At 46.5% G+C, this 25,818-nt stretch carries 14 protein-coding genes; 5 read left to right on the top strand and 9 right to left on the bottom strand.

The genetic code is table 11. The features are described 5' to 3' along the window. Window positions 1-62: 62 nt before the first annotated feature. The 9 genes from K0H61_RS01645 to ampD form a co-directional block, all read right to left on the bottom strand. On the bottom strand, window positions 63-2,105 hold the full coding sequence (locus tag K0H61_RS01645; protein ID WP_220051041.1) for a M13 family metallopeptidase: 2,043 nt from the start codon (window positions 2,103-2,105) through the stop codon (window positions 63-65). A gap of 229 nt (window positions 2,106-2,334) precedes the next feature. Further along, complete coding sequence (locus tag K0H61_RS01640; RefSeq protein ID WP_220051040.1) at window positions 2,335-4,548, bottom strand: patatin-like phospholipase family protein; 2,214 nt, start codon at window positions 4,546-4,548, stop codon at window positions 2,335-2,337. A gap of 203 nt (window positions 4,549-4,751) precedes the next feature. After that, the gene (locus tag K0H61_RS01635) at window positions 4,752-9,224 is read right to left on the bottom strand and encodes an EAL domain-containing protein (RefSeq protein ID WP_220051039.1); all 4,473 of its coding nucleotides are present in this window, start codon (window positions 9,222-9,224) and stop codon (window positions 4,752-4,754) included. A gap of 153 nt (window positions 9,225-9,377) precedes the next feature. Further along, complete coding sequence (gene lpdA / locus K0H61_RS01630; RefSeq protein WP_220051038.1) at window positions 9,378-10,805, bottom strand: dihydrolipoyl dehydrogenase; 1,428 nt, start codon at window positions 10,803-10,805, stop codon at window positions 9,378-9,380. Between the two features lie 148 nt (window positions 10,806-10,953). After that, on the bottom strand, window positions 10,954-12,966 hold the full coding sequence (gene aceF / locus K0H61_RS01625; protein ID WP_220051037.1) for a dihydrolipoyllysine-residue acetyltransferase: 2,013 nt from the start codon (window positions 12,964-12,966) through the stop codon (window positions 10,954-10,956). A gap of 12 nt (window positions 12,967-12,978) precedes the next feature. Continuing rightward, window positions 12,979-15,645 carry a pyruvate dehydrogenase (acetyl-transferring), homodimeric type gene (gene aceE / locus K0H61_RS01620; protein WP_220051036.1) on the bottom strand — a complete coding sequence of 889 codons (2,667 nt, stop codon included), beginning with the start codon at window positions 15,643-15,645 and terminating at the stop codon, window positions 12,979-12,981. A 76-nt stretch (window positions 15,646-15,721) separates the two neighbouring features. After that, entirely contained in the window at window positions 15,722-16,474 is a 753-nt protein-coding gene (gene pdhR, locus K0H61_RS01615; protein WP_220051035.1) for a pyruvate dehydrogenase complex transcriptional repressor PdhR, read from the bottom strand. A gap of 622 nt (window positions 16,475-17,096) precedes the next feature. Further along, complete coding sequence (gene ampE / locus K0H61_RS01610) at window positions 17,097-17,948, bottom strand: beta-lactamase regulator AmpE (RefSeq protein WP_220051034.1); 852 nt, start codon at window positions 17,946-17,948, stop codon at window positions 17,097-17,099. A 155-nt stretch (window positions 17,949-18,103) separates the two neighbouring features. Beyond that, on the bottom strand, window positions 18,104-18,646 hold the full coding sequence (gene ampD / locus K0H61_RS01605) for a 1,6-anhydro-N-acetylmuramyl-L-alanine amidase AmpD (protein ID WP_220051033.1): 543 nt from the start codon (window positions 18,644-18,646) through the stop codon (window positions 18,104-18,106). Between the two features lie 452 nt (window positions 18,647-19,098). Here ampD and nadC point away from each other — a divergent pair, with 452 nt between their 5' ends. From nadC to K0H61_RS01580, 5 genes are all read left to right on the top strand, one after another. Then, window positions 19,099-19,980, top strand: coding sequence for a carboxylating nicotinate-nucleotide diphosphorylase (gene nadC / locus K0H61_RS01600; protein WP_220051032.1), 882 nt, complete (start codon window positions 19,099-19,101; stop codon window positions 19,978-19,980). 1,106 nt (window positions 19,981-21,086) lie between these two features. Further along, entirely contained in the window at window positions 21,087-21,578 is a 492-nt protein-coding gene (locus K0H61_RS01595; protein WP_286670284.1) for a pilin, read from the top strand. A gap of 57 nt (window positions 21,579-21,635) precedes the next feature. Continuing rightward, window positions 21,636-23,345 (top strand): type IV-A pilus assembly ATPase PilB, encoded by a 1,710-nt coding sequence (gene pilB, locus K0H61_RS01590; protein WP_220051031.1) that lies wholly within the window; start codon window positions 21,636-21,638, stop codon window positions 23,343-23,345. Between the two features lie 81 nt (window positions 23,346-23,426). After that, a complete protein-coding gene (locus tag K0H61_RS01585) occupies window positions 23,427-24,692 on the top strand; it encodes a type II secretion system F family protein (protein ID WP_220051030.1) in 1,266 nt (421 codons plus the stop codon). 171 nt (window positions 24,693-24,863) lie between these two features. Further along, window positions 24,864-25,799: a prepilin peptidase gene (locus K0H61_RS01580; RefSeq protein WP_220051029.1), complete on the top strand. Its 936-nt coding sequence runs from the start codon at window positions 24,864-24,866 to the stop codon at window positions 25,797-25,799. Window positions 25,800-25,818 lie beyond the last annotated feature (19 nt).

The following is a 25,818-nucleotide window of genomic DNA, read 5'->3' as shown; positions in this document are numbered from 1 at the left end:
CAGACATCTGTCTGGCTTTTTTTTCAGTTCAATCCGTCGCTAAATCAATGTAACAGACTGAATTACCAGATTTTTACGCGTTCTTCTGGTTTAAGGAACATCTTATCGCCCTCTTTCATATCGAAGGCTTGGTAGAAAGCTTCAATATTACGGGGCGTACCCATCGCACGGTAGTGGCTTGGTGAATGCGGGTCAGTCAGTAAACGACGGCCCAGCTCTTCATCACGGTAGTTGCGACGCCACACCTGTGACCAACCCACAAAGAAGCGTTGCTCGCCGGTTAAGCCATCGATAACAGGAGCAGGCTTGCCCTCTAAGCTCATGGCATAGGCACGCGCAGCAACCGTCAGGCCACCTAAGTCACCAATGTTCTCACCTAAGGTTAAGTCGCCGTTCACAAACTTACCTGGCAGAGCTTCAAACTGAGAGTACTGGGCAGATAGCTGCTTACCCCGTTTTTGGAACTCTTCACGGTCTTTATCCGACCACCAGTCGCGCAGGTTACCGTCGCCATCAAATTTAGCGCCTTGGTCGTCAAAACCATGGCTGATCTCATGGCCAATTACCGCGCCGATACCACCATAGTTAACTGCATCGTCAGCTTCCATGTTGAAGAAAGGTGGTTGCAGAATAGCTGCAGGGAACACGATTTCGTTACCTACTGCACTGTAGTAAGCATTTACCGTTTGTGGTGTCATGTGCCACTCAGTGCGATCGATAGGCTCACCTAACTTGTTGATCATTTCCTGATATTCGAAATTGGCGTAACGCATATAGTTACCCACCAGCTCGTCGGATTTGATCTCTAAAGCCGAGTAGTCCTTCCACTTATCTGGATAACCAATCTTGTAGGTAAACTTAGACAGTTTTTCCTGGGCGGCGAGCTTAGTTTCCGGCGTCATCCACTCCAGCTCGTTGATACTGACTTCGAAGCCTTTGATCAGGTTTTTGATCATGGTTTCCATACGTGCTTTGGCTTCTGGCTTGAAGTATTGTTTAACATACTCCTCACCCACCAACTCACCAATCACTTGGTCGGCACCGTCAACGGCCTTCTTCCAACGTGGTTGCTGCTCTTCAACCCCCATCAGAGTCTTGTCTTTGAAGTTAAAGCTTAAATCGACAAACTTTTTGCTTAACAGCTCGGCGTAGCTATCCACTAAGTGAAAGGTTAAATAATCCTGCCAAGCTGAAACTGGGAAGGCTTCAAAGTTAGCGCCCAGTTTTTCAAAATAAGAAGGCTGACGCACGATAATGTCCGTCACGTTATCGCCTAAACCTGCACTCGCAGCAAAGGCATTAAAGTCGAACTTGCTGGTCAGCTTTTCAAGGGCTGCGCGGTCTAACTTGTTGTAGGCCTTGTTAGCATCGCGAGATTCCACTCGGCTCCACTGGCTTTTGGCGATCATCATTTCGATGTCAGCAACGTTCTTCGCCGCACGCTTGGCATTTTTATAGCCAGCTTCGGTCAACACATCGGTCACGTATTTCGCCATTGCTTCGCGATTGGCAATAAACTTAGCGTCGTCCTTCAGGTAATAATCGCGGTCTGGCAAAGTTAAGCCAGCTTGGCTTAAATATACAGCGTATTGAGTTGAGTTTTTCGCGTCGTTGTTAACGTAGAAACCCATTGGAATGCTGGCACCACTTGTAAGTAATTTACCCATTACCGCAGGCAATTCGCCATGGGTTTTGACTGCAGCGATATCGCCAATCAGTGGGTTAAGCGGTGTAACACCTAAGGTTTCGAGCAAAGCGGTGTTCATAAAACTGGCGTTGAAGTCACCAATTTTCTGGTTGTTTGAACCAGGGGCTGCATCTTTTTGCGCAGCGGCGGTATCAATGATTTTCTTCAGCGCATCTTGGCTTTGATCGTACAGTACAGAGAACGCACCGTAGTTTGATTTGTCGGCAGGGATAGGCGTGTTCGCTAACCATTTGCCGTTAACGCTGTAGTAAAAATCGTCCTGATGGCGAACTGAGGCATCAAAATTTTGTAATTCAATGCCAGAAACCGCGGCGACTTCCGTTTTAGGTTCGCTGCTGCAAGCAGCTAATCCTAGGCTCAAGGCGATGCCCAGCGCCAGTGTGCTAATCTTCTTCATTGTTTTCCCCAGCTTCCGTTGGTGTGTTGTTATTTTTCCTGCAAAACCTTAGCATCTCGCCCAAGTGAGCTGTAGCAAGATTTTGTAAAAGGTTATGACACTTTCAAACGCCAAGGCAACCATTAAGGTGCTTACCAGCTCGATTTAGGGGCTTGTTTTTACAGACAATAAGGGCATAACTCTGCGACTATCAGCGTTATGCCCTGCTCATTGAATACGTAAAGCGCGCCTAGAAAGCCTTGCCCACGAACAGATAAATCGATTTATTTCCTTCGTCGGTCGCCCCAAAACCAATGGCTGCCGGCCCCATTGAAGTATCGGTGCCAACATACAAACTCGAAGCATAGATTAGATCGGATAACTCAACCGCATCACGCTCAAACCACACATTCCCCGCCTCGAGACTCCAGCCCAAATAGAGGGGGTATTCCGTCATGCCAAGGGCATCTCGCCCCAGATCATATTGATACACAAAGGCGCCGAAGATTTTATGGGGAGCGGTCAACGCCTCCTTATTGTAACCAGATAGATTTAAGAAGCCCCCTAGGTCCGCAAGGTGCAATGAGCTATAACCGTCGTTATTGGTTGCCAGCGAAATCTTACCCACAAGAGCATGATTACCTAAGCTAAGGGCTCCCTTCCAATCAGCTTCAACTTGAACGCTGTATTCCTTGTCATCCTCTGAGAGGACTTTGTCGAAGTGCTCATTGCGTACATAGACGTTTAGGGTGACACGTTTACCTGAAGTGGGGAAACTAATGCTATCTAAACTGTCGTAACCGAATTTGAGATAGCCGCCGTAGGAGTCAAAATGAAAGTCGTCACTAAGCAGTACATCGTTAGCAATCAAGCCCTTTTCGGCCACAAGTCCTAATTCGATAATCCCCTCTGCGACATAGTTGTAGCCTATACCCAATTCAATCGCGTGTGTCTTTTTGTCGAAGACAATGGGTTCAATGCTGGCACCGTAGAGATTCCATTTATGAATATCGTATTGATAGCGGGCCCGGCTATAGAACTGCTGATCCCTATCTAAGGGCTGATAAAACTCACTGGCAAACAATTTATCGAAACCGAGTTTTAACTCGTTGCGCCACTCACCACCATTATCGGTTAAGTCCGTCATGGTATAGGCCATATCGAAGCTGATTGCCGAATTACTACTAAAATCATCCTCCCAGTTAAACCCGAGCTGCAGATAATTTGGCCCCCAGGATTTAGCGCGGGTGGTAATCGTTAATACTCGGCCGTCTTCCTCCTCAACAAACTCGGCATCAACCCGCTCGAATTTATTGAGGGAATAAATACGTTTTAGCGCTTCGTTAAGTTCATCCTTAGTGACCGTTTGCCCCGCTTTAAGATCGAGGGTTTCCTTCAGTAAATTGAGGCTGACCTTAGAATGGTTTTCATACACAATTTCCTTGATAGGATGGGCGATATCGGCGATTAATCCCTGCCCCTTGCGCTTTTTTGCTTCAACATAATCGGCGTATTGCGCCTCGCTTACGCTCAATGGCAGTAGTTTATCTAACTGGAGATTGGCAGCATCCTTACCTAACCCCAAGGCCACCGGCATAATGGTAAAGTCTGTGGTACTCAAGGCATCGATGGCGGGACGAATTAACACATCCTTTTCGGTCAGAAGTTGCTTTTGCCTTTCGGTGCTAGCGTTGGTCAAAAAGTTGGATAGCTGATCGAGCACTGCAATTGTGCTGTCGAGCTTATCCTTACTCACTAAGGGCGAGCCAATATCGACGGCAATAACAATATCTGCCCCCATGGCTTTAACCACATCGACGGGCATATTGTTAGCGATACCACCATCGACTAATAGCTTGCCATCAATCATGGTAGGCTGCAGCGCACCAGGCACAGTAGCCGATGCCTGCATGGCTTTAACTAAGCTCCCATGGTTAATCACCACGGGAAGTGAAGTTTCGAGATCGGTCGCCACCGCACGGTAAGGAATGGCTAAATCGTTAAAGTCACCAAATTGCTGCACTAAATCGGTAGACTGGCGTAATAACTGTGACATCGTTTGCCCGCGCAGCAAACCACTTGGCGCCCGCACTTCGCCTTCGTTATAGCCCATGTTGAGGGGAATATTATAACGATCCCTTAATTGTTTATCGCGATAACTCAGCACATTTCGGGGAATGGTATCGGAGTAGCCACTATCCCAATTAACTCCCATCATAATGGCTTCAACTTCGGATGCGCTGTAACCAAGGGAATACATGCCCGCGACATAGGCGCCAATACTGGTACCTGCGATATAGTCGACAGGAATATGATGTTCTTCGAGCACCTTAAGCACCCCAACGTGGGCGGCCCCCTTTGCCCCACCACCACTCAATACCAGGCCGATTTTGGGTCGCTCGGCGGCAAATAAGGGGGAGATAAAAAGACATAAACACAGGGAAGCGATTAATCGACGCATCATAATGAGCTACTTATTCTTGGCTAATATTTTCGACTGAATATTAACAAACTTATCCCATTAATCCTCAGTCATACTTGTGCTTTAAATCGTATCCATAGACTTAGAGCCGACATTAACAATAACGTTGGCAGGCTGAATTCAATATTAATAAAATTAAATTAACCAATTACCATAAGCCATACGATTAAATGCTGAATGGCGTATTATTTATCTAACTTAAGATCTGGCTTCGCTAAATTAAGTAGATATTGCTCAAAATCTGTTACTGACATAGGTTTGGCAAAATAATAACCTTGAATAATATAACAACCACGACTCAGCACTTGCTCGATTTGCGCTAAGTTTTCAATCCCTTCTGCCACAACGGTTAATTTAAGGTTACGCGCTAATTCAATAATACTGCTTACGATCGCCTGATCGGCTGTATTAGTGGCAATATCAATCAGGAATGAACGATCAATTTTTAAGGTATTCACATCGAAATGGCGCAAATAGGCTAAAGAAGAATATCCAGTACCAAAGTCATCAATGGCGACCTCAATGCCCAACTCCTTCAGCTTAGTCAAGTGGGTTTTCGCCACCTGCAGTTCCTTCATCAATACCCCTTCGGTAATTTCAAAACCTAACGAAGACGGTGGGATGTGGGTTTCGCGGAGAATAGTTTGAATACCATCAATAAAATCGAGCTGGCGGAAATGGGCCGCCGAGATATTAATGGATAATTTGAAATGCCCATCGTACAGTTTTGCCCATTTAGCTCCCTGTAAACAGGCTTCCCGTATTACCCAACGATCGATATCGACAATTAAACCGCAAGCTTCGGCTACCTTAATAAAAATATCGGGACGAACAAAGCCTTCCTTCGGATGGTGCCAACGCAGCAGCGCTTCCATGCCGATGAATTTATCCCCCTGCAGAATGTCGATTTGCGGTTGGAAATACAGTTCGAACTCTTGTCGCTCAATGGCCTTACGAAGATCTGCCTCTAAACGTAAATGGTACAGCGCCTGGGCATTGCGTTCAGAGGAATAGTATTTGAAGTTGCCGCGCCCTTCCTCCTTCGCGTGATACATAGCAAGATCGGCATTCTTGATAAAGGCTTCGGGCTGCACCGCATCATCGGGCCAAATACTAATTCCAATACTCGTAGAGATATAAAACTCACGACCAAATAACTTAAAGGGCGCCACTATTTGGGCTAACAAGCGCTCGGCTATATGATTTATCTCATTAATATCATTAGCATGGCGCAGAAGCAGTACAAATTCATCACCACCAAAACGACAGAGCATATGCTCACTGGAGATACAAGATTGCAGACGGTTTGATGCTTCAATCAGCAGAGCATCACCCATACTGTGGCCATAGGAATCATTCACATGCTTAAAGCGATCAAGATCGAGGAACAGTAATGCTAGCTTCTCACCCGTTTGCTGCGCTTCCTGAATCGCTTGGAGTAATCGGCTGGAAAACAAGGAACGGTTAGGTAAGCCCGTCAGCACATCATAATTAGCTAAACGCCTTAAATCCGCTTCTGTTCGCTTACGTTCAGTAATATCAGAAAATACAATAACATAATGTTTCACTGTCTGGTTATTAGAGTACATTTCAGACACGTTAAGCCACACAGGACAGATTTGATTGTTCTGGGTAATCAACTCCCTTTCACCCGTCCAAGATTGCTCACCTGAAAGCAGCAGGCCTAACTCAGTGGCCAAACCGTCTTTCATTTGAATAAATTGCCCAAAGGACTGCCCAACTAAATCCTTCTGTGGAGTGCCAATAATGCGCTGCGCCGCCGAGTTAGCGACGCGGATATTTTCTTCAGCATCGAGAATTAACACGCCTTCGGAGGTATTTTCAAAAGCTTGAGCGAGTAAGCTGTTTTGATCTTCTAACTCCCGCTGCAGGGTTATATCGCTGTAAATACCGGCAACACGTTCGACCTCATTGGACAGTTTGTGACGGCTCACTGGGCGACCACGCACCCTTAACCAGCCCCATTTTCCACCTTTACGGCGATAACGGTATTCGGCTTCAAACAAATCCACTTCACCCGTCAGCATCTTTTGCCAACCTTCGTAGGCACGCTCGCTATCCTCTGGATGCACAGGTAAATCCTCAATGGGCACCACATATTCACTTACATCAGATCCCAATACACCACCGCGATTGTCTAAGTAAAACAAGCGAGTATCCCGATGCCATTCCCAGAGATCCGAGTCACTGCCCCTCAGTGCTTGGCGTAATCGGTCATCGGTCTCAGTAAGTACAAGGTTCATCTGCTTAAAGGTACGAATCTGACGTTGGCGATACCAGGCAATGCTTAAGGTGATTATTAAAAAAAATAATAATAACAGCAGCTTAAAGCTTTGAGTTAGCCACCAATGTTGCTCAACTTTAAAGGGATAGGTAAAAGGCTTGTTCGACCAAATACCGTCTACCTGGCTCAAGACATCCAGCTCATATTCACCCGCGGCTAAACCTGCGAGGTTAATCTGGGTTTCCCCCTGCAGCAGCACATAATTATCCTCTTCACCTTGATAATGAAGTCGATATTTAAACTGAATAGGGGAATCGTCGAGGTAATCGAGGTTCGTGATTTGCAGGCTCACCATATTCGCATCGGGTTTTACCACTAGTCCCGGTTTGGGAAGGAGCGACACCTCAGTGCTAGTGTCGTAATAGACGGACACCGACTCCAGCATCACATGGTCATCGCTGATCCTGTTGGCCAGTTTATCAGTGTCAATCAGCATCACCCCTTCTGGCGTCCCAAGGTAAAGCCCTTGAGCAGGCGAATAGAAATAGGCGCCTTCGTTCAATTCATCGGAAATCAAACCATCGAGTTGATTGAACATCGCAATATCACCGGATTTAATATCCTGACGAATGAGGGAGTCTGCGCAGGCGACCAGATTCGCATTTTCAGTTTTTTGGATCAAAAATACAGAGTTACAGCTTACCTGCCATTCCGAGGTCAACGACTTAATGGCACCCGTTTGTGGGTGGTATTCGAATAATCCTTTCTCGTAGGTACCAAACCAGATAACGCCTGGAGACATTTCAGCAATATGGCTCACGGTTGGCATCGCATTTAATTGCTTAAACAAATTTCTCTGGTCATGAAACTCATCGTTTTCATCCACATAGCCCAATAGATGTTTACCACCGAGCCATAATTTCCCATCCGATGTCCGACGCAGTATACGTACCGCTGGTCGCGTCGGTTCAGAGTCAGTTTTAAACTTCTTAAAGTCATAGGCTTTAGGTTCATCCTGCCCTGGCTGCCAGTAAAACAGCCCTGTTGAAGTCGCAATCCAAATACGCCCAGCGATTTTAGTGTCGGCATAGGTTTTATAGATGAGTTTATTTCTAAACTCATCACGCCCATTTAACCAAAATGCAAAACTGCTGCCCTTGCGAGTATTTCTATCGACAACAAATAACCCACTCGTGGTCGACACTAATAGGAAGTGCTCTGAAAAAGGCGTGAGATCGTAGATATTCTCATGGGGTAATGCACCTTCAATCGGAATATCTATTGCTGTCTTTGCGCCCTTTTCGATATACATCAAACTAGAACTTCCCATCCAAAGTCCATCCTCTAGCTGAGCGATTGACCAGACCATAGAATCACTTAAGGCATAGGGCGGATTAGTGGTATAGGTATCTAAAATGAACTCCGGCTGGGAGGCGAGCAACGCCAATCCATCACCCGAACCGCCAACCCACATCAAACCAGAGCGATCAAATAACATGGCCTTAAGGGTTTCCATGTTGGCTTGTTCCTTAAGCTCCTGTTGATAATTCACTATCTTGTGGGTTTCAGGCGTCCATTTCAAAAGGCCAATGCGACTCGAAAACCAGAGGTCTCCATCGGGGTCCTCAACAATTACAGTACTCCAATCAGGAAGTTCAGGGACAGCATAAGCCTGCTGCTCAGTTAAATCTAAGCGATAAATTCCACGGCTAGTCGCAAGCCATACTCTTTGCTTAGAATCTTGAAAAATATCGAGAATACTCCCCATGGATTCAGTCCATGGGTACTGCGATAGTGTATTTCCGCTCTGGTCGAGACGACGCAATTCAAACTGCCCCGCCAGTAATAACTCCCCCTCAGGGAGAGCGATCAGTTTTCGCCAGGGAAGATCGCGATTGACGGGTAATCGGGCTAAGGGAGTGAGTTCGAGTGATGAAGGTGTAAAACGAAGAATCTGACCACTGGCGGCCAATAACACCCAGTATTGCGAGTCGACTTTCGCAGCCGAAAGAAGTGCGCCACCTTGGTAGTCGGGGAATAATGACGTGGAACCAAACGCAGAAAATTGATTGAGTTCTATATCATATAGAAATATTCCCGCATCGGTGCTGACCAAAAGTTTGTCATGCCCAATATTGACGACTGAATTGATAAATTCATCGATAAGACGTAACTCTGTACCGATTTTATCAATACGACGAACCTTAGAGTTACTTACGCGATATAAACCTTGCTCCGTTGCTGCCCATAAAAAACCATGGTCATCTAAAGTCAAATCACGAATGCTTGTGGCGGCTAATCCATCACGGTCGGTAAAAACGCGTTGTACAAAATCACCAGCCCAAACTGCATTGAGGCCAGTACACAAAAGGATGAAACTTGTCAGGAAGAATTTAATTATTTTAGTTTGCATTTGACGACTTACTTCATACCGTAGCTGTACTTTAGCAGTTCAAAAGCTGCAATTCATCCGCTTGATCACATTAAAGTTACAATTGTGACAACCAATTAATTCAGGCAATAAAAAAGCGCCCAATGGGGCGCTTTTTTTTTGCGTTAGATTAAATTACTTTTTCTTTGCCTTTGGGTTTGGCAGGTCAGTAATAGAACCTTCGTATAACTCAGCCGCTAAACCCACTGATTCGTGCAGAGTTGGGTGAGCGTGGATAGTTAATGCTAAATCTTCAGCATCACAACCCATTTCAATTGCTAGGCCGATTTCGCCTAACAGTTCGCCACCGTTAACACCAACGATTGCACCACCAATTACGCGGTGAGTGTCTTTGTCGAAAATCAGCTTAGTCATACCTTCGCTGCAATCAGAAGCGATTGCACGGCCAGATGCTGCCCATGGGAAAGTCGCTGTTTCGTAAGCAATACCTTGCTCTTTCGCTTCTTTCTCAGTCAGACCTACCCAGGCCACTTCAGGATCTGTGTAAGCGATTGATGGGATCACTTTTGGATCGAAGTAGTGCTTCATGCCAGCGATAACTTCAGCCGCTACGTGGCCTTCGTGCACGCCTTTGTGAGCCAACATTGGTTGACCAACGATGTCACCGATTGCGTAGATGTGCGGTACGTTAGTACGTAATTGCTTGTCTACGTTGATGAAACCACGCTCATCGATGTTAACGCCTGCTTTGTCAGCGTCGATCAGCTTGCCGTTTGGCGTACGACCGATTGCCACTAATACGGCATCGTAACGTACTGGCTCAGTTGGCGCGCTCTTACCTTCCATAGAAACGTAGATACCGTCTTCACGGGCTTCAACTGCGGTAACTTTAGTTTCGAGGATAAGATTAAACTTCTTCTTAATTTGCTTAGTGAATACGCGAACGACGTCTTTGTCAGCAGCAGGGATCACTTGGTCAAACATTTCAACCACGTCGATTTGGCTGCCCAGAGAAGAGTAAACTGTACCCATTTCTAAACCGATGATACCGCCGCCCATCACCAGCAGTTTGCCTGGAACTTCTTTCAGTTCTAATGCGTCGGTTGAATCCCAAATACGTGGGTCTTCATGTGGAATGAATGGCAGTTTGATTGGGCGAGAACCGGCTGCGATGATCGCTTGGTCAAACTTAACAACGGTTACGCTGCCGTCTTCAGCAGTCACTTCTAGGCTGTTAGGGCCAGTGAACTTACCGAAACCGTTAACTACGTTAACTTTGCGCATTTTTGACATGCCGCCCAAGCCACCAGTTAACTGGCTGATTACTTTTTGCTTGAAGCTACGTAACTTATCTAAATCGATTGTTGGCTCGCCGAATACTACACCGTGTGCAGCAACAGCTTTGGCTTCTTCAATCACTTTAGCAACATGTAGCAGTGCTTTCGATGGGATACAACCCACGTTCAGACACACACCACCGAGGGTGCTAAAACGTTCAACAATCACAGTTTCCAGACCTAAGTCTGCCGCACGGAAAGCTGCAGAATAACCCGCAGGGCCTGCACCTAATACCACTACCTGAGTTTTGATTTCGTTACTCATGTTTTCCTCTAATTCTCATTCAATCCATTGGCTAAGAGCAATCCTGCCAACAGAAATGCGCCAGCGCGTAAGGTGGGCGCATTTTAACCCGTGTTTGATACTGATCACAATAAACAAAAGGCTACTCGCAGCGAGCAGCCTTATTTGTTTACAGAATCAGAGTGCGAATATCGGACAGAATTCCTGACAGTGTCACACTAAAGCGTGCAGCCATGGCACCGTCGATCACGCGGTGATCGTAAGACAGTGACAGCGGAAGCATCAATTTAGGCTCGAATTCCTTACCGTTCCATTTAGGCTTAATTTCAGATTTAGACACACCTAAAATCGCCACGTCTGGGTAGTTTACGATTGGGGTAAACGCAGTGCCACCAATGCCACCTAGGCTCGAGATGGTGAAACAGCTGCCCTGCATATCGGCAGATTTAAGCTTACCGTCACGGGCGCGGATAGAAATATCTGTCAGCTCGCGTGATAACTCGATAATGCCCTTCTTATCCACGTCACGAACCACGGGCACGACAAGACCGTTTGGCGTATCTACCGCCACACCTATATGGTAGTACTTCTTCTGGATCAGTGATTCACCGTCAGAGCTTAAGCTTGAGTTAAACACTGGGAACTGCTGCAGCGTCTTCGCCACGGCTTTCATCATAAAGACCAGAGGCGTGATTTTATAATCGGCTTTCTTCTTCGCCGCCGCATCGTTTTGCTGCTTACGGAACTCTTCCAGCTCAGTGATATCGGCTTCATCAAACTGAGTCACGTGTGGAATAGTGACCCAATTGCGGTGCAGGTTAGGACCTGAAATCTTCTGGATACGGCTTAATGGGATTTCTTCCACTTCACCGAACTTGCTGAAATCAACTTTAGGCGCTGCAATCACCTGCAGGCCGCCACCGTTACCCGCTGCAACTGAGGTTGCTGCTGTCGCCTTAGGACGAGACAGTTCGTACTTCACATATGCCTGTACGTCTTCCTTCATGATACGACCCTTACGGCCAGTACCAGTGACTTGAGTCAAATCGACACCAAACTCACGAGCTAGACGACGCACCGCAGGAGAGGCGTGAACCACACCAGTAGCAACTGGCGCGCCAGCACTTGGGTGGTGCGGCACAGGAGGACGACTCACAGGCGCTGGAGCCACAGGTGCAGGTGCTGCAGCTTGAGCAACAGGCGCAGGAGCTGATGCTTGTGCAACAGGAGCACCAGCACTTACTGTTGCAACAGAATTAGTTTCAATCGTCGCAATCACGCTGCCCTGAGAAACCTTATCGCCAACCTTAACGGTTAACGACAATAGTTTACCGGCGAATGGCGCAGGGACTTCCATGGTCGCTTTATCGGTTTCAAGGGTGATTAAGCCCTGATCAACCGTAATGTCATCACCGACAGACACCAGCACTTCGATCACATCGACATTGCTCGCATCACCAATATCTGGCACTTGGATTTCTTTCACGGCAACCACTGGCGCTGCGGCTGCTACTGGAGCCACAGGCGCAGAGGCTGCTTGCGTGCTCGCTTGCGGAGCAACGGCAGCAGGTGCCGTACCGCCCACTTCGAGCATAATGACCAGTGAGCCCTGGGAAACCTTGTCACCCACTGCCACTTTCACTTCCTTTACCACACCGGCGAATGGTGATGGTACGTCCATGGTCGCTTTGTCGGTTTCAAGAGTGATAAGACCTGCATCGACGTCAATCTTATCGCCGACGGCAACTAAGACTTCGATAACAGACACATCGGTGTCACCACCGATATCCGGCACACTAATTTCGACAACTTTAGCTTCAACCACTTGGGTTGCGCCCGTCGCTGGCGCTGCAGCTACAGGGGCTGCTTGTACTGGAGCAGGTGCAGATGCAGGTGCCGCCAGAGCGGGTGCTGCAACAGGAGCAGGAGCGGCAGCGGCAGCTCCCGCTGCTTGCATCATCGCAATTAAGGTGCCTTCGCTGATTTTGTCACCGACAGCGACTTTCAGCTCGGTTAACACGCCCGCGAAAGGCGCAGGAATATCCATGGTCGCCTTATCGCTTTCAACGGTCAGAATCGATTCTTCCGCAGCCAGAGTGTCACCCACAGAAACACAGATTTCGATAACCTGTACTTCGTCGCCGCCGATATCAGGAACAAAAACTTCTTTTAATTCAGCCATTATTCTTGCCTCTTACGCGTACTGTGGATTGATCTTGTCAGCGTCGATGCCGTATTCCTTGATGGCATTGGCTAACACATCAACAGGCAGCTCTTTACGGTCAACCAGTGATTTCAGTGCTGCGATAACGATGAACTTAGCGTCCACTTCGAAGTGGTGACGCAGGTTCGCGCGGCTGTCTGAGCGACCGAAACCGTCAGTACCTAACACTTTGTAATCGGTTGGCATGTAAGCACGTAATTGCTCGCCGTAAATCTTCATATAGTCAGTGGCCGCGATTGCTGGTGCATCGCTAGAAATCACTTGGCTGATATACGCTTGTTTTGGCGTTTCAGTTGGGTGCAGCATGTTCCAACGCTCAACTGCTTGACCATCGCGAGTCAGTTCGTTGAAGCTGGTTACGCTAAATACGTCGGCAGTAATGCCGAAGTCTTTCGCCAGTGCTTGAGCCGCTTTACGGGTTTGCTCAAGAATAGTGCCACAGCTCATTAACTGAACTTTGCCTTTACCCGAGCCAGCAACGGTTTCTAACTTGTAGATACCTTTAACGATGCCTTCTTCTGCGCCTTCTGGCATGGCAGGTTGCTCGTAGTTTTCGTTCATTGTGGTTAGGTAATAGAAGATATCTTCTTGCTGCTCGCCGTACATACGACGAATACCATCTTGAACCACAACGGCAATTTCATAACCGTAGGTTGGATCGTAAGTAATACAGTTAGGAATAGTGTTAGCCAGTACGTGGCTGTGACCGTCCTGATGCTGTAAACCTTCACCGTTTAGGGTTGTACGGCCAGAAGTACCACCCACTAAGAAGCCACGAGCACGCATATCACCCGCTGCCCAAGCCATGTCGCCAATACGTTGGAAACCGAACATTGAGTAGTAGATGTAGAATGGGATCATAGGTACATCGTTCACTGAGTAGCTGGTCGCAGCCGAAACCCAAGATGACATTGCACCCAGTTCGTTAATACCTTCCTGCAGTACTTGGCCAGACTTATCCTCACGGTAGTAAGCCACTTGATCAGAGTCTTGTGGGACGTATTTTTGGCCTTCGTGGGCGTAAATACCCACTTGACGGAACAGACCTTCCATACCAAAGGTACGGGCTTCGTCAGGGATAATTGGCACAATGTTTTTGCCAATTTTCTTGTCTTTTAACAGCGCGGTCAGTACGCGAACAAACGCCATGGTTGACGAAATTTCACGGCCATTAGAACCCTGCAGAATCGAGTCGAAAATCTTCAGTGACGGTACTTCCAGCTCTTCGCTGAATTTCTCCAGACGACGTGGCATGCTGCCATGCAATTCTGCACGACGGCTCATCATGTACTTCACTTCTTCCGAATCTGGACCTGGGTGGTAGAACGGCAGATCTTCTAATTGATCGTCTGGAATTGGGATATTGAAACGATCGCGGAAGTAACGGATAGACTCGATACCCATTTTCTTCACGTTGTGGGCGATGTTTTTACCTTCACCCGCATCACCTAAACCGTAACCTTTAACGGTTTTCGCGAGGATCACCGTTGGACGACCTTTGGTCTTCTTGGCGTGATCTAATGCTGCGTACACTTTAACTGGGTCATGACCACCACGGTTTAAGCGCCAAATGTCATCATCAGACATGTTGGCTACCATTTCAGCGGTTTCTGGGTACTTACCGAAGAAGTGTTCGCGAGTGTAAGCGCCGCCCTTGGCTTTACAGTTTTGGTATTCACCGTCGACGGTTTCTTCCATTAACTGCAGTAACTTACCGCTAGTGTCACGGGCCAATAATGGATCCCAGTAACGACCCCAAATCACTTTCACGACTTCCCAGCCAGCGCCGCGGAATTCGCCTTCAAGTTCTTGAATTATCTTACCGTTACCACGTACTGGGCCGTCCAGACGTTGCAGGTTACAGTTGATGATGAAGACTAAGTTATCTAACTCTTCGCGAGCGGCTAAACCGATTGCACCTAAAGCTTCTGGCTCGTCACACTCACCGTCGCCTAAGAAGCAGTAAACGGTTTGCTCAGAACAATCCTTCAGACCACGGTCGGTCAGGTATTTTAAGAAGCGCGCTTGGTAAATCGCTTGGATTGGACCTAAGCCCATAGATACCGTTGGGAATTGCCAGTAGTCAGGCATTAACTTAGGGTGCGGATAAGAAGACAGACCTTTGCCATCGACTTCTTGACGGAAGTTCGCCAGTTGGTCTTCGGTTAAACGACCTTCAAGGAAAGAACGCGCGTAGATACCTGGGGCGATATGGCCTTGGAAATACACTAAGTCGCCGCCGTCTTTTTCGTTAGGCGCGCGGAAGAAGTGGTTGAAACACACATCATAAATGGTCGCGCTGGAGGCGAAGCTCGAAATGTGACCACCTAATTCTAAATCTTTCTTAGAACCACGCAGAACCATAGCTAAGGCGTTCCAACGGATGATGGCGCGAATGCGACGTTCCATCTCTTGGTTGCCTGGCATGTGGGGCTCTTGACCGGCAGGAATCGTGTTTAGATAGGCCGTGGTCGCAGTGTAAGGTAAGTGCGTACCATTGCGGCGAGCTTTATCGATCAGTTTCTCTAGTAGGAAATGGGCACGTTCAGGGCCTTCCTGTTCTAATACGGCTTGCAGGGCGTCAACCCATTCCTGAGTCTCTAACGGATCTAAGTCTTGTAGCATATCTTCAGACATGACACTGTCCTTCTCTATATACATGATGGAAATTAGTTTTGGCAGGTTTTGCGCTAGCTCGTGGCTAACTTAAAACTTAAGCGCCACTCTTTAAACGGCGCAAACTACGCTGCAACCGGCTATCTTCTTCCCGCACAGATAACATGACCTCTTCGATATAACTCAAATGCTCGTTCGATGCTTCTCTGGCGGCTTCGGGATCACGACGAACGATAGCAGCGAGCAGCGCCCGTCTGTGATCGTTTGCCATGGTTGAAGCTTCTTCGCGGCGGCTTAAAAGCTCCAAGTTCTGCGCCACATTCTTATGCAGCACAGGGGTTAAACTCAGTACAAGGTGAAGCATGGCCACGTTGTGCGATGCTTCGGCAACGGCGCGGTAAAAACGCACAATGGCGCCCGCCTGTTGCTCAATGCTATTTGCCTCTTCCACCTCGAGGATCATGCGCTTGATATTTTGCATATCGGCATCGGTTCCACGCAGGGCGGCGAAATAGGCCATCATGCCCTCGGTGGCATGACGAAACTCCAGCAAGTCGTATTGACTCTCTGGATCGGCATTCATTAATTCAACGATAGGATCGGCAAGACTCTGCCATAGCTGTTCTTTTACATAGGTGCCACCGCCTTGGCGGCGCATCAATAGACCTTTGGCCTCAAGCTTTTGAATCGCTTCACGCAATGACGGACGAGAAACTTCAAACTGAATCGCCAGTTCGCGCTCCGGCGGTAACTTCTGCCCAGGCTGCAAACTGCCTTCAAGGATCATTTGCTCTAAATGAGCCATGATCACATCAGAAATTTTAGGCTGACTAATTTTACTGTAGGCCATTAGGCGCGTAGCTCCATCTCAAGCTTATTTGTTCTAGCGATTGAGCTAGAAAATTAAAGTAAAAGCTCAGTTGTCAATTGGTCTTACCAATTTTTTTGAGTGGGCGCACTTTATCAAATCAGCCTATTGATGTCCAGATTGAAAATCGACCCTATCGCCCAGCCCGTTTAAAACACACTGACGATAAAGAAAAGCTGCGATAGCACTCAATAAAATACAATCAGTTAAATTCGCAGGGATAAATTGTGAAGGCTAATTAGAAAACCAAAGCTGCAAAATTCACCCTATAAATCCCCTCACTTACCAGCAGTAAAACTCGTGCTGTCAAAGGATAGACCAATTTTATCGGCTTAGAGAAAGCCAGCTCATCTGAGCCAGCATTATTGAAAATCGCCAGCGTGCGACTGCATTTATCATGGCAGCGATGACGCTGATTACCTCAATGGATTGTGACTTAGCATAGCTATAGATCACAGCTTAAAAGCCGCTTTTTGTGATCGAGGCCGATGTTGTTGATGGTTTGCAAAGGAGTTACGTAATATTTCGCAACTCCTTTGCAACGTGAGTGAAACTGTGACTTAGGTTGGCTCTTGAAGCTGGTGAGTCTAGCGAATGACGGGCATTAGCTCACAATCCCAAAGATGGTCAGCAAGGACAGTAAAGTCACCATCAAGGTGAAATTGCGTTTACTCAAGACCAGCAGGGCTAAAGTCGATTGCACGCAAATGGGCGCATTTGAGACTTCAGGCAGAGGCTGCGAGGCTAACGCGGTTTGCGTGACTAGCTTTCTGGCACTGGTATTGATATTGAGTGCATGTTCACTCCATGCCGATAGTCCCTCGCTAAATTGACCGCTTAGGGCATAACCAAAGGCAAAAATGCGGCTAGGGATCCAATCGAGGACAAACATCAAATCATCTATCAGTGGCAAGTTAAGTGATTTACAGATATTTTCTTCGGCGTAAAAACGCGATGTACAATAGAGCACGGCGCCCACTGGCCCTAAAAAGATGAAACACAAAGCCACAGCGCCATAATAACGGTAATTAATCCAAGCGACACTTTGACCCACCTTTGCGCCCAGCTCCTTTTCAGACACCGCATCGAGACATTCACTGCAATCCAGCTCTGAAGCAAAGTGATAGCAGGCCTGCACATCACTGCGGCACGCTGCCAGCATGTACTTTTTGAACATTTCCCGTTGTTTTTGATGATTAAAACAAATCACCGCCACCACAACCCAAAGGGCAAGATTGAGTAATCCCCAAAACATGCCAGAGACTAACCAACCGAGAACATAAACCACTACAGCTGGCAGAATTAAGGCTAACGCCATAGTCGATGGTGTGAGTGAGGCTTTGTCGCCAAAAAACGTGCTTTGATAGGATTGCAGTACTCGGTCGCACTGCCATGATGATGGGAGAAATTTAAGTCGCTCCACCAAAATGGCAACCAGCAATGAAAATAATGCCATCGATTCCTCCTTGATTAGCCTTTGATTCAGGCGAAAATTGAGCGCATAACTAAGAATAACAACTTAACGCAACATTGGTAAAATCGCATAGCATCAATTACCTATTTAACACTCTCTGCTTACTTGGGTGTAATTTACAACGTATTCACGCTTGGCTATTCGCCTAAAGCGGTTAAATATCGCTTCCAATCAAAACTCGGGCCTGGGTCAGTTTTACGCATAGGCGCAATATCGCAATGGCCGACTATCCGCTTTGCACTCATCAATGGGTACTGTGCAATCAGTGCCTCGGTTAGTAAGACCAGCTGTTGATATTGCGCATCGGTATAAGGCTCAAGGTCGGTGCCTTCGAGCTCAATTCCCACCGCAAAGTCATTGCAATTATCACGCTCGCCATAACGCGACACGCCCGCATGCCAGGCTCTGTCGTCGCAACTCACATATTGCACGCACTCGCCGTCGCGTCGAATTAAAAAATGCGCCGAGACTTCAAGTCCGGCTAAATCCTTAAAACTCGGATCGGCATTGATATCCAAACAACCTTGAAATAGCTGGTCAATAAAGGGCAAGCCAAAGCAACCCGCTGGCAGGCTGATATTGTGAATGACTAACAGGCTCACTTCGCCAAAGGGACGCTGATTAAAATGTGGCGACTCACAGCGCCTAGCCGATGAAAACCAACCCGCATTAAAGCTCATATATCACCATTCACCTCTATAACCATTATTGTTGGAGTTTGGGCTAATCAATAACAGCAAATGTCAGGGCAGCCATGTGATTTTTACCTTGCGATTAAACAGCTGGCTTCCTAACAAAAACCTAAGCAGTTTACCAGCTTAGGTAGCTGAATACACTGCGGATAGATAAGGAATAAATAATACCCATACGTGGATAAAACCGTATTGATGAATCCATTGCGGTCTATAATCTTAGACGGTTAAAGGCGCGTGACTTTTTATCCTATGCCTGAGGTGGTAACCTTAGCGCCTCATAAGGCTCGAACAAAACCTTACTGCGAGTAGTCATTCCAAATTGAGTCAACTACTGGCGATTAATGCTAAATCTTCGGAAGTCGCTAAATCTAAGGAAGTAGCTTTACCTTCGGAAGTCATAAAAGAGTCACGCAGGCAGTAAAGCAAGGATCTATACCATGTTAGAAAACGATATTCGCCACGCAGTCAAAACCGCCCTCAGTGAAGATCTCGGCGGTATCGAAATCAGCGAGCACACTAAAGCCCAAGCCCACGGTGACATTACCGCCCAACTGATCCCCGCCGATAAATATGCCGAAGCGACACTGATCACCCGCGAAGAAGGCGTTTTTTGTGGCAAAGCTTGGGCAGAGCAAGTGTTTAATCAACTCGGTGGCGAAGTCGCCATCCGTTGGCATGTGGACGATGGCGACCTATTAGTACCAAACCAAGTGTTGTGTGAACTCTCCGGCCCTGCCCGTGCCATTCTGACGGGCGAGCGCACCGCAATGAACTTTATTCAAACCCTCTCCGGGGTTGCCACACTCACAAAACACTATGTTGATAAGTTAGCGGGTACTCACACTCGCCTGCTCGATACCCGCAAAACTATTCCTGGCCTACGCACAGCCCAAAAATATGCCGTGACTTGCGGTGGCGGTAAAAACCACCGTATCGGTTTGTACGATGCCTTCTTAATTAAAGAAAACCACATTATGGCCTGCGGCGGCATTGCAGAAGCAGTGTCTACCGCACGTGGTTTGCATCCAAATAAACCCGTTGAAGTGGAAGTCGAATCCTTAAGCGAACTCGCGTTAGCCTTAGATGCAGGCGCAGATATCATCATGTTAGATAACTTCGATATCACTATGATGGTTGAAGCGGTTGAACTAAACAGTCAATACAAGTCCAAAGGAAGCGGCGCCAAACTCGAAGTCTCGGGCAATGTCACCTTAGATACCTTAGCTGAATTTGCCAAAACGGGCGTTGACTATATCTCAGTCGGTGCGCTGACTAAGCATATCAAAGCGTTGGATTTATCCTTAAGGTTAAAATCGTAACGGCTGGTTCTAGGTTCTAGGTTCTAGGTTCTAGGTTCTAGGTTCTAGGTTCTAGGTTCTAGGTTCTAGGTTCTAGGTTCTAGGTTCTAGGTTCTAGATTCTAGATTCTAGGTTCTAGGTTCTAGGTTCTAGGTTCAGAGCCTAGAATCTAGATGATAACTATCACGTCAAAATATAGTGATCCAACTCCTAAAACAATCACACCTAATAAAAGTACGATAAAACAAACAAATACCTTTTAATCAAATCGCTCACTTCCCTATCGAGGGGTTTTACTGCCAATTAATCGGGTAAAATCCTAAGCCTAACAGAAACTTACCCTCACCTATCAAAATGACAAAATATTGGCATTCATAACCAAATCGCCAATAAAATATCGATGTCAAAATATTGTTAGAACCTAACGCTGGATATTGCTATTTTTTTAGACAAAATAATCATTTTATTGATGTTTTCTTAAAAAAAGCTGTTTCAATTTGTATAACTTTGTACTAACTTTTACCGAGGTGAAGCGACCTAGGTCGACCTAACCGAAACGCGGGATAAATACCATGCAACTTTATGCGAAGTGCTATTAATACCTAGTGTGTTTCTACCATGTAAAGCTTACTAAGTAGGCATAGCATCAGCATAGGCGGCAAGGCCTCATACCGAGGAGATTTAGTACCGAGTAACGTTAAGATTGGTTAACAGGCAAAGCAATTTAAGCTTAAGCCCTAAGCTAATCGAGGTTTACACAAGCTGGATGGCGAGCAAAAAATGCTTGACGATTCAATTGGGTATAACCTATACGAAATGACGTGCTGATGGTTTGTAGATTTATTGTTAACAAAGAAATTTGTAGCTACATCAATTTGTCACTCACCATGGTATAGTCGTATCGAAATTGTAGCCAAGCTGTATACACTGGCTGCATAAAAAGGTTGTATGGACGATAAGTCTTGTGCTCACTACAAGCCTCAATATGGAATAGAGGGCTGCTAGTAAAATGAGTTTTGAGATAAGTCGATAACTCACTTACTTTACGGATTGTACTCAAAACACAGAGTGTTAATTCGTTAAAAGTAAACAGTTAATTTTACACTGCGTAAGCTGGAGAGATTAAAATGAAAGCAATGAACAAGCGTTTAAACACTAAGTTAAACAAAAAGGCTCAGGGTTTTACTCTGATTGAATTAATGATCGTAGTTGCCATCATCGGTATTTTGGCTGCTATCGCATTACCTGCTTATCAAAATTACATTAAAAAATCTGCATATACTGAAGTGATTAATGCAACGCAAGCAGCTAAAGTTGCTATTGAAGCCTGTGCACAAGTAGAAGGTCCTGATAACTTTGCTGCTAACTGTAACACTCCCGGAACAAATGGAATTCCAAACGACTTAGGTGATAACGGCGCAGCTGTTGCATCCGTAGAATGGGATGGTACAGACTTAGTAGCTACGCCTAATGCTTATAAAGGATTAGTAGCTGCAGATACTTACACATTGACACCCAATGTACAAACTGATGGTTCTGTTCGCTGGAGTGTCGATTGCGCCAATGAAGAACTATGTTCTAGCAAGTCTTACGCAGCAGCAGCACCAGCAAACCCATAATAGAAAAACCTTAAGGCATTCGAATTATCGAATGCCTTAAGGTAAAAAGTAAAAAATATGCCTACATCCGGTCTTCATTTAGGTTTATCAACTCTCTTTATTCGTAAGGGTCTGCTTAATGAAGAGCAGATGGCCACTGCTATTGCCAAATCGAGGCAATCAAAGCAAGCATTAGTAAGTACTCTAGTACAAACCCAGCTGATTTCATCCCGTAGCATTGCCGAGCTTTGCTATGAAGAATATGGCACCCCGCTACTGGATTTGGCCGAATTTGATATTGGCGCCATCCCCGATGAGTTCCTGAATAAAAAACTAATAGAGAAACACCGCTGTTTACCATTATTTAAGCGCGGTAACCGCCTCTATATTGCCACATCCGATCCCACCAATATTGCCGCCCTCGAAGAATTTCAATTTAGTGCAGGTTTGCACGCTGAAGCGATTTTGGTGGAAGAGGATAAGCTAGCCAAAGCCTTAGAAAAGGTACTCGAAGAAGATTTATCCAGTCTCGATTTAGGTGGAATGGATGAGGCGGCACTTGCGGGAATAGAAGTTACCGATACCGACAAACGGCCAGAAGATAATGCCGATGGCAGCGATGATGCACCCATTGTTATCTATATCAATAAAATCCTAACAGATGCCATCCGTAAGGGCGCATCGGATTTGCATTTCGAGCCCTACGAGAAGCGCTACCGTATTCGTTTTCGCATCGACGGTATTTTGCATGAAGTGTCTGAACCACCTATTAGCTTATCAGGACGCTTATCAGCGCGCTTAAAGGTGATGTCGAAACTCGATATTGCTGAGCGCCGAGTCCCCCAAGATGGCCGAATTAAGATGAAGCTTTCCCGCACTAAGTCCATCGACTTTCGGGTAAGTACACTTCCGACCCTCTGGGGTGAAAAGATTGTAATGCGGATTTTGGATTCCTCCTCCGCACAATTGGGCATCGAAAAACTGGGCTATGAGCCGGACCAAGAAAAGCTTTACCTTGAGATGCTAGCCAAACCCCAAGGGATGATCTTAGTCACTGGCCCTACGGGTTCGGGTAAAACAGTATCTCTATATACTGGTTTAAATATTTTAAATACCAGCGAACGTAATATCTCCACCGCTGAGGACCCGGTCGAAATTAACCTTGAAGGGGTTAACCAAGTTCATATTAACTTAAAGGCGGGCTTAACCTTCGCCTCTGCGCTACGCTCATTTTTACGTCAAGACCCCGATGTAGTGATGGTTGGGGAAATTCGTGACCTTGAAACCGCAGAGATTGCCATTAAGGCGGCACAAACGGGTCACTTGGTGTTATCGACGCTGCATACCAACTCCGCTGCCGAAACCCTCACCCGTTTAATCAACATGGGTGTACCTGGTTATAATATCGCAAGCTCCGTAAACCTGATCATTGCCCAGCGTCTTGCACGGCGTTTATGTACTGAGTGTAAGCAAGAAGAGCATATTCCCGAGCATGAACTGCTTCGTTTAGGCTTTACCCAAGATCAAATTTCCCAAGGCTTTAAAACCTATAAACCCGTAGGTTGCGAGCACTGCTCCGGCGGCTATAAGGGCCGAGTCGGTATTTACGAAGTGATGAAAATGTCCGATGAAATTGCCCGAACTATTATGGAAGGCGGCAATTCACTGCAGATTGCCGATCAAGCCAAATCACAGGGAATGCGCGATCTGCGTGAATCTGGCTTATTAAAAGTAGTTCAGGGCGTAACCAGTATCGCCGAAGTGAATCGCGTCACTAGTTTTGGATAACGAAAGGTTCTAGGTTCTAGGTTCTAGGTTCTAGGTTCTAGGTTCTAGGTTCTAGCACTTCGATAAACAAAAGGATTATTTATGGCAACCGCAACTAGCGCAAGAAAGTCGCGCAATGGCCGAACTGAACAAAAAGCTCCACCTAAGATTTATACTTTCGAATGGAAAGGCCTAAACCGCGATGGCCAAAAAACCGGTGGTGAGCTTAAGGGCGCTACTGTTGCCGAGGTAAAAAGCCAGCTTAAATCCCAGGGCGTAAACCCTAAAACAGTACGCAAAAAAGCGGCACCTTTTTTTTCTCGAAATCCCGATATTAAACCCATGGATATCGCCATGGTCACTCGCCAGATAGCGACCATGCTGGCCGCAGGTGTGCCTTTAGTCACCACAATCGAAATGCTTGGCCGTGGCCATGAAAAACAAAAAATGCGAGAACTATTAGGGGGTATTCTTTCTGAGGTGCAATCGGGTATCCCCTTATCCGATGCGCTGCGCCCCCATAGGCGCTATTTCGATGATCTCTATGTCGACTTAGTGGCTGCGGGTGAACACTCAGGCTCCCTCGATGCAGTATTCGATCGTATTGCCACCTACAGAGAAAAAGCAGAGGCACTAAAATCAAAAATCAAAAAAGCGATGTTTTATCCTGCTGCGGTAGTAGTAGTCGCTATTCTGGTAACTACGCTTCTATTGCTCTTTGTTGTTCCTCAATTTGAAGAGATTTTTGCAAGTTTTGGCGCAGAACTGCCCGCCTTTACCCAGCTCATTATCGGTATTTCACGCTTTTTACAAAGTTCTTGGTACTTTTTCTTTGCAGGCATTGTAATTGCTATTTGGTTATTTGTTCGCGCCCATCGTAATTCGCAAACTTTTAGAGACAGAATCGATGAAATGGTGCTAAAAATACCTGTAATTGGTGAGATTTTACATAAAGCCGCGATGGCGCGTTTCTCTCGCACCCTAGCCACTACCTTTGCCGCCGGTGTGCCTTTGATTGATGGTATGGAGTCAGCCGCTGGCGCTTCCGGTAACGCCGTATATAAAAAAGCCCTATTAAAAGTACGCCAGGAAGTGATGGCGGGGATGCAGATGAACGTCGCTATGCGCACCACTGGGCTGTTCCCCGATATGCTAATCCAAATGGTGATGATTGGTGAAGAATCGGGTTCGCTTGATAATATGCTCAATAAAGTTGCCAATATCTACGAGATGCAGGTAGATGATGCGGTCGATGGTCTTTCTAGCCTAATTGAACCAATAATGATGGTGGTAATTGGCACCTTAGTTGGCGGTTTGATTGTTGGTATGTATCTGCCTATCTTCCAAATGGGTAATGTGGTGGGTTAACGGTCTACGGTCTACGGTCTACGGTCTACGGTCTACGGTCTAGGGTCTAGGGTCTAGGGTCTACGGTCTACGGTCTACGGTCTACGGTCTACGGTCTACGGTCTAGGGTCTAGGGTCTAGGGTCTAAAATATGAACCCAAAAATAGTCAGCGCTAATTTATAAGAATTAAAATGTCCGAATTTATCTCTAGTCTAGAACGGCTTCCTTGGCTGTTTATAAGTTTAAGCTTTATCTTTGCCGCCACTATTGGCAGCTTTTTAAATGTAGTGATTCACCGCTTACCCGTGATGATGAAGCGGGAATGGCAGCAGGAATGTAATGGCTATTTGGAAGAATACCATGCCGATTTACTAACACAAATTCGACAGGTTGGTATCGATACACTCAATAAACCCATTGATCATTACCCTGAAAAATACAATTTAATTGTGCCAGGTTCTGCCTGTCCAAAGTGTAAAACCGCCATCAAACCATGGCATAACTTGCCGATGCTGGGTTGGTTGATGCTTAGGGGCAAATGCGCCGCCTGCAAAGCACCGATTTCTGCACGCTATCCCATTATTGAGTTAATCACAGGGCTTTTAGTAGCAACCCTTGCTTGGCATTTTGGCCCAAGCTGGCAGTTTGTCTTTACTAGCCTGCTCACCTTTGTACTCGTTGCCCTAACAGGTATCGACTTAGATGAAATGCTACTGCCCGATCAACTCACCCTGCCGCTGTTATGGTTAGGTTTACTTTTAAATCTTAACCAGATGTTCACGAGCCCCACCGATGCCATTATTGGTGCCGCGGCAGGTTATTTAAGCCTCTGGTCAGTATTTTGGCTATTTAAATTACTCACGGGTAAAGAAGGTATGGGTTATGGCGACTTTAAGCTGCTAGCCGTATTTGGTGCTTGGCTTGGTTGGCAAATGCTGCCGTTGGTGATTCTACTATCATCCCTAGTTGGGGCTGTTGTGGGTATCACTATAATAGTGGCTAATCGTAAGGGTATGCGCAATCAATTGAGTAACCCCATTCCCTTTGGCCCCTATATCGCTGCAGCGGGTTGGATTGCAGTCATTTGGGGTCAACCCATTGTAGATTGGTATTTAAGTGCTATTTAAGCCCTAGAACCTAGAACCT

It is taken from the genome of Shewanella acanthi (assembly GCF_019457475.1).
In the GTDB taxonomy this organism is placed as follows: Bacteria; Pseudomonadota; Gammaproteobacteria; order Enterobacterales; family Shewanellaceae; genus Shewanella; species Shewanella acanthi.
The sequence above is the reverse complement of the archived record's forward strand: the minus strand, read 5'-3'. Positions and strand labels throughout refer to the sequence as shown.